Origin of the sequence: Roseivirga sp. UBA1976, from assembly GCF_002336325.1 — a bacterium.
Lineage (GTDB): Bacteria > Bacteroidota > Bacteroidia > Cytophagales > Cyclobacteriaceae > Roseivirga > Roseivirga thermotolerans.
The window spans coordinates 1-12633 of the sequence record NZ_DDDQ01000102.1 but is presented as its reverse complement, the minus strand read 5'-3'; the positions used below and the strand labels follow the sequence as shown (position 1 = coordinate 12633).

Genomic DNA, 12633 nt, shown 5'->3' with positions numbered 1-12633 from the left:
GCATAGAGCCTTCTGTGGGTTTCGTCAGTATATAAATCTCCTTTTAGGGAGTCGCGTAATGGCTGCCAATTCATTGAGAGGCAAAATAGCCGATGTGAGTTTTTAAAGGAAGGGGAAGAGGGGAATTATTTATTTCGAATCTCCATTAGTTCATTGGTTGTTAGAATCCAGTTAACTCCTTTTTGTTTTAAGGCTCTATTTAACTTTTTGTCACCAGTCCATAAATATGCCTGAATTTCCAAACTAAGCGCGACAAATGGGGTGTCATTTTCATCAATATCCTTTACCAAATTATAAGCATTCTGCCAGTTGTCTGGATGAATAAGATTAGGGTCTATGAATTCGATATGATTAAAAAGGATACGTTTCAAATACTTGATATCTGAGTCATTAATTCCAGATATCTTTTTGAGCTTATCATGATGGGTATCTAGTTCTTCCAACAAATAGGAAGTTGTGAAGAATTCAAATCTGTTTACTGAGTTTAAAAGTAGATTGCCAATCTTACCCTTAGAACTTAGGATCGCACTAAAGATTATGTTGGTGTCTACAACAACATTCATTTAATGTAGCGATTCTTATTTTTAGACCACCAATCTTCTTTGGACTTGGCCGCTAAATCGTTTATATCCTTTTCTGTTGCTCTACTTTCAGAAGTTATCTCCCAGAATTCGACAAGGTCTAATAGACGTTGGATGCTACTAGTACTTTCCTTAGCGGATAGCCGAATAAGTATCTCATTATTTGTTCTTTCTATTCTCATAAACTTAAACCTGAACTCTTCATGGTCTGTGAGTAGTAAGTAAATCTACGAAAATTATGAGTTATGGATTCTCTTATATTTCTGAAGCATCAGTAGCATAGAGCCTTCTGTGGGTTTCGTCAGTATATAAATCTCCGCTCAGGGAGCTGCGTAATGGCTGCCAATTCATTGATAGGCAAAATAGCAGGTGTGAATTTTTAAAGGAAGGGGAAGAGGGGAATTATTTGTGCAATCGTGGTATGAGGGCGGGTTTTAACGTCTCAAAACTAGTCTTAGGGTCTCCCTAAGATTTCAAGGAGAAGGTCAAAGCGAGACGCTTCGACCAGTTGGGGGGCTCGTGTAAAACGTTTCTTCTAACGTATTATATTAGTATTTAGCTAATTGCAACAAGAGTAGCAAGATGTACCTTATTTTCATATCTAGTCCTTTTAGAGTAACCTAATTGATCGCAAAGATTTTCAATTTTCTGACAAAAAATGTCTGCACTTAATCTTGACATAGATAAATCAAACCCACTTCTATTTGTGTTGTGCCATTGTGATTCATCGTCTAAAGGATGTTCTGGCCTAAATGGAGGAATATTAAATATCTTATGATCTATCTGAGTTATCCAAGAGGCACCTACTTCTGTTATCGCTCCCCAAGATTTTTGAGAGTTTTCACTTGTAATAAAGAGGACATAAATCTTCTCGGTAGAATAGCTTTCAACAAAAAAGTCTCTCAAATAATCATAGATAGATACTCCTTCAGGGATACGACAAATTTCGTCATCACAATTTGTATATAAGATATCCTCTGATGGCACATTATTGAAGTTCAACATACTGTAGACAATGTCAGCGAGTGATTTATCGGAGTAAGTCTGACTTATAAGAATCTTTTTCTTTTGGGAGTCTACGACTGACTTTAATCCTAATTCAGGGGTATTGTTGTTTATGGATTCTTTAATTATGGCTTCTATAGCATCTAGTGGAGCATTGACTCCTAATTGCGATATGGTCTGTGCAGCTCCTTGACTAATATTATTTCTAAATTTATCCACTAGTTGTCTCAGCCTTTCTTCATCTCTTTTTTGCTCCTCTAGTTTCTTCCTTTTCTTCTTTGCCTTTGTAAAATCTGAATAGAGTTCTCTTCTTTTAAGAATGTCTGGCAACAAGGTTGATCGGATATGATCTCTTACTTTTTCATACCTGGGGTCATCAGACTTGTAACCCTGCCTATTGCTCAAAGCCATGTCTGGTAATTCGGATAGCTCAAACAAATCAACGTGTAATTGTCCCACTACGTAAACCTCATTAAGTTTATTGGATCCTACATTTGGGAGAATATTGAATTCTCCTAGCTTGCCATTAGCAAATAGGGAGATGAAATTGTCTGGGAAATCAGTCATCTCAGCTTTTCTCCCTCTTGAAGAGATGTAAGTGCCAATCCAACCCAAAATTTCAAGAGCATACTCAATCTCTTTGCCATCTTTGTTCTTCAAAACAATAGGGTTTGTAAATGGCGACCTTGATTCTACTAACTCCTCATGCTTACTTTCGAATAATTTTGGGACTAGTTCAGTCAAAGGTGCAAACTCATCACCTAGGGTTATCAGAGCACACAATTCCTTCATTATATTTCTATCGAAATCTTCAATTATTTCGACTTCCTTACCTCGAATTATATGTACACGAAAATCTTTGCTGACTATCGGGAAAATCTTCAATAGATTTCTTTTTACCGCATTTAGTGTAGAATGGAGACGATATTCCGGTTCCTTCATCACAATGGCTGTTCCATTTTCTTTGATAAAATCAAATTGAATATTGCCATCTTCTATTGCTTGAAGTTTTTTCCCTTCCGGTCTCCTTGTTAAAACAAAACCAGATTTTTCACCTCTGGAAATGGTCAGAATGTCGACCGATTCAGAAACGGAAAGTGCGGCTAATTTACCGACTCCTTTTCTTCCCATTTTGCGCCTCGTTCCAGAGCGAGTATGTGAGTCTTGCTCAGATGACCTTGATTCGCCTGCTACATTTAAATATTTATTTACTTCTCCAGCTTGATAAGACATTCCATGTCCATCATCCTCCACCCGAATATTATCAGGATTGGCTATGATGTATACGTTATGTGCATCTGCATCATATGCATTCGCAATCAATTCTGCTAAAACATAATATATGTTGGTATATAAGTTTGGACCAAGAAGTTCTAATATTCTTGGGTCAATATTTAATTCGTATTCTTTCATTCTGGAGCTTATTGAGGTGTTCTTTGATGCTTTTTCCAACCACATAACCCAAGTCAACTGGAACGGCATTTCCAATATGCGTTGCTATCCTTTTAAGGGATATGGGCTCTTTTGGGTCTTCGAACTCGTAATTATCTGGGAAGGTTTGAAGAAGAGCGGCTTCCCTTATGGTCAAAGCTCTGTCTTGTTCTGGGTGGCCAAATCGCCCAGTACCAAAGTTGTAGAATTGTGTTGTAATAGTTGGAGAGGGTTCATGCCAAGTCATTCGACCGTAAACAGAACTATAGGTCTTCCCGGAATCTTTCTTGTGGCATTCCAGTCTAAGTTCTTCATCCCAATCCAACCATGTGCCATTAGGTTTTGAAGCCTGTATTCTTCTTAGGTTTAAATCTGTTAGTTTACTTGTGAAATGAAGTGGGTCTTCACTAGACTTTTCTCCATGTTTTAGTTTCTGTAGACCGCCTATGGCTTGAAATGTTGATTTATAGTTTTTGGGTTCATGTGTCTTTTCAATGAGTGAAATTGCTCCAAATTTCGAAGCAACCAATACAAGTCTTCTTCTTTTTTGAGGAATACCATAATCAGGGCAATAAACATTTTGATGTTGTACATGATAACCTTCTTTCTTTAGACTATTCACAAAATCCAAGAAAACATTCTTTTTAGACAGATTGGGTACATTTTCCATAGAAACAATTTGAGGTTGAGTCTCCCTAATTAGTCTCAAAAACTCAGACAATAGATTCCATTTAATATCTTGAATTTTTTCTTCTTCTCGGATCTTATTCGAATGAGAAGAAAAGGGTTGGCAGGGTGCGCAACCGACTAATATTTTTAAATCAGTATCTCTCCAGTATCTGTTAATTAGACTCTCACCTGAGATTTTTGATATATCCTCTCCAATAAATTCTGCCTCGTTATTCACTTCGTAAGCATATTTACAAGACTTATCTTGATCAATTCCAGCCAATACTGGAATGCCAGCTTTTCTAAGTCCGTTCGTCAAACCACCAATTCCACAGAAGAGGTCGATGGCTGCAATAGAGTTGAAATTTTGGTTAATTAGAGCAGGGTTCATATCAGGTTAATGTTCACTACAAACTGAAAAAGCGCAAAGATAAATCATGTTAAACAATGAATTGACATAATATGCCACCATTCAACTTACAGTTTAATTTCAACATGTCGGTCTTGAATTAAGCTTAATGTGTGCTTGAGAAGTTTAGATAAGTGTAAACTATAGAGTTTTGATGTAAAATGGAAGTACTCATTCGATATTTGCACTATAATGTGATGCATTGAAGAAAGGACAAGTTTGAACTTCTAAAAAACCTAAATCATAAACGCCCCTACAAATTAGTCTTAGGGTCTCCCTATGACTTGATGCAGAAGGTCAAAGCGAAACGCTTCGACCAGTGATGGAGATTCCCGCCTACGCGGGAATGACGTCTAAATTTAATATATGGATATCCTAAAAACTCAAAACAAAACAGGCTCCCTTACCGATCTCGCTCTCTACTCTTAGGTCACCACCATGGAGCTGCATAATCTGCTTGGAGAGGCTGAGTCCAATACCTGAACCTCGCTTTTTGGTAGAGTAAAAAGGCATAAAGATCTTCTCTTTGGCTTCTTCGGTAATGCCCGGTCCGTTGTCCTGAATTGAGACTTTGGTATGTCCATCACGAAAGTCAACTTTTACCTCAACTTTCCCATCTTGCTGATTTTCAATAGCTTCACGAGCATTCTTGATCAGGTTAATCAGCACCTGCTCGATTAACTGATCGTCTAAGTTTACAATGGTTTCTTGTTTTAAAACTTTCAGTGTCAGCTGATTTTCCTTGAATTCATTCTTCATCAGAGCCACTGCACTTTCGACTACTTTGTTAATATCGCGCTGCTGTAAGTTTGGCTCTGGGAGGTTGGTATAATCGCGATAGGCATTGATAAAGTTGATGAGCCCATCAGATCGACCTGATATGGTGCGCAGACCTTCTTCAAGATCGTCCAGGCTATCATCTGAAATGAGATTGGCATTGGGTGAGCGTTGCACATCTTCGGCTATCACTTCCTTCAGGGTAGAGGTGAGGGATGAAATAGGCGCAATGGAGTTCATAATCTCATGCCTTAGCACCTTGGTCAGGTTTTGCCAGGCTTCCAACTCACGCGATTGAAGTTCAGCCTTAATGTCTTGGAAGGCCAAAAGTCGGAATGACTCGTTCCCTAGCTTATATCGGCTGATAAATACCGCCAACTCATTGCCATTTTTGGTCTTGTAAATGATTCTTGAATGCGTACCTAGTTCCTTCAAAATCTCTCTGATTTCAGGATAAGAACGATTGATGGAGACATTTCTATCATTATTCAGGTTTAGTAGGTTAAGAGCCGAACGGTTGATAAACTTCACTTTGTTTTCTTCATCGATGGACACAATACCCGAGGCAATATTTTCAACCACAACCTGTAATTCTTGAAAGAACTCCTCACGCTTTTGTCGTTCCAGCAAAATGGCATCAATCACTTCTTTGAAAGCCATATTCAGTTCCTTAAAGGTCTTTCCCAGCTTATTGTCATGGGTAAAGCTCATGTTGAAGTCGTTGTACTTGATGGCATCGAAAAAGCGTCTGAGCTTCTTGTTGGTGCTTTCTATGTAGTTGAAAAGCTCAAAGACCTCAAAGATGATCAGGAAGCCGGTTACCACAGTGGTCACGTACTTCTCATCGAAGAATATCAGGTAAACGAAGGCCGAAACGGTGATGAATAGAATAATCACTCGCAGTAGCACAAATAAGCGAAAACGGTTAAAGCCCATACTTCTCTAGTCTTCGGTACAAAGATGAACGGGTAAGTCCCAGTTCCTGAGCGGCATGGGTAATGTTTCCGTTGTGTTTGGCTAAGACCTTGCGGATGAGGATTCGCTCTACATCTTCGAGATTATACTGCTCGAGATTGATTTCACTTTGGTCTTTTGGCTGATTTGAAGAGTTAAAGAAGAAGTCTTCCGGCTGCAGAATGTTGTCTCTGCTCATAATCACAGCTCTTTCTACAGCATGTTGAAGCTCACGCACATTGCCAGGCCAGTGGTACTTTTCCAGTCGCTTTATTGTGGCCTCCGAGAACTTATAAATGTCCTTGTTGTACTTCTTAGCAAACTGCTCCAAGTAATGCTCTGCCAGTAGGCGAATATCTTCATGTCGCTCTTTTAGTGATGGCAAGGTTACTTCAATAGTGTTGATTCGGTACAATAAATCTTGCCTGAACTCCCCCTTTTGCACCATTTCATAAAGCGGCATGTTGGTGGCGCAGATCAAGCGAATGTCTACATCCAGCACCTTATTCGAACCAACTCGTGAAATGCGCTTATTCTGCAAGGCTGTCAATAATTTGGCCTGTAGCGCAGGAGAGAGGTTGCCAATCTCATCGAGGAAAAGGGTTCCGCCATTGGCCACCTCAAAGCGTCCGGCACGATCGGTTTTGGCATCGGTAAAAGCACCACGCACATGACCGAATAGTTCCGACTCAAATAGCGTTTCGGTAATAGCTCCCAAATCCACTGTGACAAAAGGTTTCTCTGCTCTATTGGAGTTTCGGTGAATAGCGCGGGCTATGAGTTCTTTGCCCGTTCCGTTTTCGCCTAAAACAAGCACATTGGCATCGGTTCCGGCTACTCGATCAATGGTATCAAACACCTTGATCATAGCCTGAGATTGACCGATAATATCTTTGAACTTATGGTCTAACTCTTCACGCATAAGTTCCTGTTGGTCTTTGAGTTGCTGAACTTCTGCTTTAGATGACCTAAGTTTAATGGCAGAAAGCATTGTAGCCAGCAGCTTCTCATTTTCCCAAGGCTTCATCACAAAGTCTGTAGCTCCAGCTTTGATAGCCCTAACGGCCATATCTACCGAACCAAAAGCTGTGATAAGCACCACCACAGCAGACGGATCAATCTCCAGAATTTTATCTAACCAATGAAAGCCTTCCTGACCCGAATTTACATCCTGCGTGAAGTTCATATCCAGCAGAATCACATCATACGATTCATTCTTGAGCAGGTCAGGAATTAGGGTGGGGTCCTTCTCCAGATCAATCTGCCCGAAATGGCGTTTCAGGAAAATACGAGCTGCTTTGAGCAGGTCTTCGTTGTCGTCTATAATGAGTATGCGTCCTGTTTTCATGTTTGAGTTTCTGTGCTTCTAATCCTTATAATTCTCTTTTCAAAAAGGTAAATTACTAGCAGATAAACATCTGTGGAATTGATCGGAATGATGTTTGCAAGGATAATCCTCCTTGGCGAAGGAGGTTGGGAGGATTGACCTAAAAGTAGTTTCTAATCCCCCAGCCCCCTTTTCAAAAAGGGGGAAGGTTTGTGCTAGAATCTTGTTTCTCATCTGTAGCGGCTTTTGTGGTTCACCATGTTTTTATAATGTCTTTAAGTTATGTACTCCCGTTTTTCCCTTTGGCGAAGTCTGCCTGCAAAGGCAAGGGGTGGGGGGATTGGCTTTGAAATAGTTCATTAGGATCTAATCCCCCAGCCCCCTTTTCAAAAAGTGGGAAGATTTGTGCTAGAATCTTGTTTCTCATCTTTAGCGGCTATTGCGGTTCACCATGTTTTTATAATGTCTTTAAGTTATGTACTCCCGTTTTTCCCTTTGGCGAAGTCTGCCTGTAAAGGCAAGGGGTGGGGGGATTGGCTTTTGAAATAGTTCGTTAGGATCTAATCCCCCAGCCCCCTTTTCAAAAAGGGGGAAGGTTTGTGCTAGAATCGTGTATTTCATCTGTAGCGGCTATTGTGGTTCACCATGTTTTTATAATGTCTTTAAATTATGCACTCCCGTTTTTCCCTATGGCGAAGCCTGCCTGCCGGCAAAGGCAAGGGGTGGGGGGATTGGCTCTATTTGTTTCTATCTAAAATCTCTTTTGGCACAAATCTCTTCAGGTAATGATAGACCGCATTTACATCGTCTATGACCAACTTCTAGGGTATTCTAATCACTCTGTATCCAAGTTCCTTCAGTCTATTATCTCGAATTTCATCTTCTCTTGTAATTTGATCATGATATTTGCCATCTAATTCAATGATCAATTTCAATTCCCGACAGATAAAGTCGACTATATAATTTTCAATGATGAATTGCCTGTTGAATTGAAGTCCATAAAAACCTTTGCCTCTGAGAACGTATTTCCAGAGTATGGCCTCACCTGGTGTCGACTCATTTCTGAGTTTTCTGGCGTTGTGTTTTAAGTGTTTATTGTAGGTGTTCATAATGTGTTTATCATTTCTAATCCCTCTGGCCCCCTTTTCAAAAAGGGGGAGGGTTTGTACTAATTTTAACTAACTACTTCTAAAAATACATTGCTCTTAAGTGTCTATTCCTGATGCCACTTACTCTGACACCTCCTTTTCCTCCTTGGCGAAGCCTGCCTGCCAGCAAAGGCAGGGGGGTTAGGGGGATTGGCTTTTGAAATAGTTCATTAGGATCTAATCCCCATGCCTCCCTTTTCAAAAAGGGGGAGGGTTTGTACTAATTTTAACTGACTACTTCTAAAAATACATTGCTCTTAAGTGTCTATTCCTGATGCCACTTACTCTGACACCTCCTTTTCCCCCTTGGCGAAGCCTGCCTGCCAGCAAAGGCAGGGGGGGTAGAGGGATTGGCTTTTGAAATATTTCATTAGAATCTAATCCCTCAGCCCCCTTTTCAAAAAAGGGGGAGTGCTTGTGCTAGAATCGTGTATTTCATCTATTTCGACTTTAGCAGTTCTAAACTTTTTTAAGTTCTGGCCTTTTACCATTGCTTGATTAACCGTCATTCCCGTGAAAACGGGAATCCCTATCTGGCCTTTAGGTTTTAATAGAGATTCCCGCCTGCGCGGGAATGACGTTCTAATAAAACTCTTACCCCTAAATCCCCTAAAGGGGACTTGGTCTTCGATGAAACTAGTCTTTATCCCTAACTTCTGCCTTTGCCAGCGGGCAGGCTTTAGGTTTAAGGTAAAAGCTGGACAAATCAACCCACCTCCAACAATATACACAAATACTACCGTCCGTCAGCGGACGGTAAAGTTCGCTAGCGAATAGTGTTGAATAGCTGAGGTGTGTCTATTTACTGAAAATCAATTAGTTAAGTTTGGCATATTGCTTGGAAAGAAGTTGACGGGTATGAGCCCAACGGTCAAAATACTTCAACAATTATGTTTAAAAACTACCTCAAGACGGCCAGCCGCTATCTTCTCAAAAACAAAGGTTATACCTTCATCAATGTATTTGGCTTGTCCATTGGGCTTGCTGCCTTTATTCTGCTAAGCTTGTTCGTAAAGGTTGAGTTTAGCTACGATGAACACTTGAGTCAAAAAGATCGAATCTTTCAGGTGTATGTAAAAGACACTACCAATAACATCCCCGCTTTTGAAATGCAGACCATGGGGCCTATGGGTCCTCTTATGGTAGAGCAGGTTCCGGAAATTATGGCTAGTACTCGTTTTGGCACCATGCAAAAGAAGGTGCTTAAAATGAACAACCAACGATTTCTGGTTGATGGGGTTCGGTATACAGACCCCGAAACACTAAACTTTTTCGATGTTCAACCTGCCTTGGGCTCTTCTAATCTAAAGCTTGGGAAGAGCGACATACTTCTCTCGGAAAGTGAGGCTCTGAGGGTCTATGGCTCTGTTCAGGCTGCTATTGGAGAAACTATCGAAATTGTTGAGTTAGGCTCTTTTCAGATAAGTGGTGTTTTCCGGGATCTACCCGATAATACTCATGTGGATTTCGATTACCTCATTTCTTTTGAGAATGCCAATGATGCTTTCTTTTCAGGGGTCAATTTTGCCATGAAGAAAACAGTCTTTGACTGGGGGGTGGTTTCGGCATTTCCTCTCTATGTAAAGCTAAGCGAAGCAAACCTTGATTTGACGGCCATAGAGGCTAAAATGAATGCAGCCCTGGAACCGCACTTAAGTAACCGGGTCACTAAGTTACTTCCCGTAGATCAGATCTATTTTTCCGATTTGAGCCATGGTTATTTTGGAAGAAATGGCGAAAAAGATAAGGCCCAGCTTTATTTGATTATAGCCCTGGTTATTCTGGGTGTGGCCATTATCAACTATATGAATTTAGCCACAGCTCGGTATTCCAAAAGGTCGCGCGAAGTTGGCATCCGGAAAACGGTTGGAGGACATAAAACTCAATTGGCAAGGCAGTTTTTAACCGAGTCGTTCATTATCACATTCATCGGTTTGGTCTTTGCCATTTGTTTGGTAGAGCTCTGTTCACCCGTACTTAGCAATTTTGTTGGGAAATCTGTGGGTGTTGACTACGGTGCGCTGGAAAGCTACGTTATCCTGTCTTCCATTGTGGTGGGGGTAAGCTTCTTAGCCGGTATATATCCTGCTTCATTTTTGTCCAGATTTAGTGCTATTGAAGTGCTTTCAGGAAGGGCGACAAGTGGCAAGAAAGGCGCGAAGTTCAGAGCTGCTCTTGTTGGTTTTCAGGTATTTATCTGTTTAGGTCTTATTTCTGTGACTATGATTGTTCTGCAGCAGTTCAACCACATGTCTAACCTGGACCTTGGTTTTGACCATGATCAAATAGTGGGCGTTTCTTTGGCCGATAAGGGTGTTGCCGAGAATTACGAAACGTTCAAAAATGAACTCACCAGAAATGCATCGATCGAATCGGTCACCGGAGCGTCTTTTTCGGTTTTCGATGGTAGTGCAAGTTTATACATGGAACCGGAGGGACTGGAAGAACCCGTGCCCATCACCTTTATGAATGTTGAAACAAGTTTTGTAGATCGATTGGGCCTTACTATTAAAGAAGGGGATGATTTTTCTTCTGAAGGAGAGCTGAATCGGAAAGGCATTATCATTAATGAGACCGCACAGGAAGAGTTTGGATGGGATACGCCAATTGGTAAAACCATTGGTGGCTATAAAGTGATAGGACAAGTGGAAGACTTCATTTATGGCTCGGCCAGGGAAACCATTAAACCCTTAATGATTGTGCCTTCTAAAAGTGGCTTTACCTATGCTTATGTGAAGATTTCTGGTGGAAATGTGAGGGCGGCTATGGATCATCTGCAAGCCACCTTTGAAAGCATGGCTAATGACTATCCTTTTGATTATAACTTTCTGGACGATGTTTTTGCAAAGAAGTACGAGCAGGAGGAGAAGCTTTCCAGAGTGTTTTCAACCTTCACCATACTGGCCATAATTGTTGCCGGGCTGGGAATTTTGGGACTGTCTATTTTCATTGCCGAATCGCGCATCAAAGAAGTGGGCATCAGGAAAATACTTGGAGCCAACATCGGCCAGCTCATTTGGCTATTGAACAGTGGCATTACCAAACTAATTCTCCTTGTAGCCTTAATCACTCTGCCTTTGGTTTATCATTTTATGTCTGAATGGCTCGATGGTTTTGTCTACAATATTTCCATTAGTGTATTTACTATGCTCACTCCGCTAATCGCTTTGATTGCAGTGGTGTGGACTATACTCATATTTCAGTCACTAAAATCGGCAAACGCAAACCCGGTAAACGCACTGAGAACGGAATAAAAGGGTCGGTTCAAAGTGCTAAGTTCCAAGTGCAATGCGGCTTGACTTAAACTTTGAACATTAAACATAAAACTGAAAAATGCTCAAAAACTATATCAACATAGCACTTAGGTCGCTCAAAAGGCAAAAGAGCTACTCCATCATCAACATTGCAGGACTTTCTGTAGGCGTAATGGCCTGTATTATCATTATGCTTTATGTGAAGGCCGAAGCTTCTTATGAACGCTTCTATCCTGAATCTGAGAAAATATACAGGCTGAGCAGCGTGTTTACTACCAACGGAAACAGAGAAGATCTGGCGGTTACTCCGGCCAGAATTACAGCTATTTCAGACCAAAATTTTCCTGAAATCGAAGAAATCACTTTCGTCTATGATTGGTCAATAGGCCGTGAGCTGTTAGTGGAACATGGTGAAAATCGGTTCATTGAGTCGGAGGTATACTTTGCCGACACCAGTTATTTCAAAGTGTTTCAACATAAGTTTTTAGAGGGCCATGCGGCTACTGCTCTAGACGATCCTAATGCTTTGGTAATGACAGAGTCTACCGCCTTGAAGTATTTTGGCCGAACAACCGATGTGGTTGGCACCACTCTAAAAATCAATAATCAAGACGCTATGATTACAGGGGTTATCCAGGATTTTCAGGGCAATACCTCACTGCATTTCGACCTGGTCATGTCTATGTCTACCGTGGGCGAACCGCCCTCTAACCGATGGTTTCCCATGAACTACTTCACCTATGTGAAAGTAGCTGATGAAAGTGCAGCACAAGCCTATTTGAATAAATTGAATACATATATCGATGATGAAGTAGGGGAGTCATTCAGGGCGGCAGGTATTGAAATGGCCTTTGACATTCAGCCCATTACAGAAATGCACTTTGATACTGCCAAAGGGAGCGACTACCCGGAAAAAATTTCCAGAAACCTACTGTACTCATTGGTGGCTATAGCCTTGTTCATTTTGCTGATCGCCTGTATCAACTATATCAATCTTAGCACTGCTAAATCGGAAAAAAGGGCCAAAGAAGTAGGGGTAAGAAAAGATTTGGGTGCCTATAGAGCCCAACTAATTTGC

At 40.9% G+C, this 12633-nt stretch carries 8 protein-coding genes; 2 read left to right on the top strand and 6 right to left on the bottom strand.

Translation table 11 applies throughout. The features are described 5' to 3' along the window. Window positions 1-125 precede the first annotated feature (125 nt). The 6 genes from B3763_RS10195 to B3763_RS10170 form a co-directional block, all read right to left on the bottom strand. Window positions 126-563, bottom strand: coding sequence for a putative toxin-antitoxin system toxin component, PIN family (locus tag B3763_RS10195; protein ID WP_286746196.1), 438 nt, complete (start codon window positions 561-563; stop codon window positions 126-128). Window positions 564-1136: 573 nt separating this feature from the next. After that, window positions 1137-2999 carry an ATP-binding protein gene (locus B3763_RS10190; RefSeq protein ID WP_286746194.1) on the bottom strand — a complete coding sequence of 621 codons (1863 nt, stop codon included), beginning with the start codon at window positions 2997-2999 and terminating at the stop codon, window positions 1137-1139. Beyond that, window positions 2974-4077 (bottom strand): DNA cytosine methyltransferase, encoded by a 1104-nt coding sequence (locus tag B3763_RS10185; RefSeq protein ID WP_286746192.1) that lies wholly within the window; start codon window positions 4075-4077, stop codon window positions 2974-2976. The genes B3763_RS10190 and B3763_RS10185 overlap by 26 nt, the downstream gene beginning before the upstream one ends. A 393-nt stretch (window positions 4078-4470) precedes the next feature. Continuing rightward, window positions 4471-5808, bottom strand: coding sequence for a sensor histidine kinase (locus B3763_RS10180; RefSeq protein ID WP_286746190.1), 1338 nt, complete (start codon window positions 5806-5808; stop codon window positions 4471-4473). Then, a complete protein-coding gene (locus B3763_RS10175; protein ID WP_189631263.1) occupies window positions 5798-7174 on the bottom strand; it encodes a sigma-54-dependent transcriptional regulator in 1377 nt (458 codons plus the stop codon). Before B3763_RS10175 ends, B3763_RS10180 begins: the two co-directional genes overlap by 11 nt. An 800-nt stretch (window positions 7175-7974) precedes the next feature. Next, window positions 7975-8262 (bottom strand): endonuclease domain-containing protein, encoded by a 288-nt coding sequence (locus B3763_RS10170; protein ID WP_286746188.1) that lies wholly within the window; start codon window positions 8260-8262, stop codon window positions 7975-7977. A 929-nt stretch (window positions 8263-9191) separates the two neighbouring features. Here B3763_RS10170 and B3763_RS10165 point away from each other — a divergent pair. Together B3763_RS10165 and B3763_RS10160 are read left to right on the top strand one after the other, a co-directional pair. Next, window positions 9192-11555, top strand: a complete 2364-nt coding sequence (locus B3763_RS10165) for an ABC transporter permease (RefSeq protein WP_286746186.1) — start codon at window positions 9192-9194, stop codon at window positions 11553-11555. A gap of 79 nt (window positions 11556-11634) precedes the next feature. Further along, on the top strand, window positions 11635-12633 hold a 999-nt coding region (locus tag B3763_RS10160; RefSeq protein WP_286746184.1), incomplete at its 3' end, for an ABC transporter permease.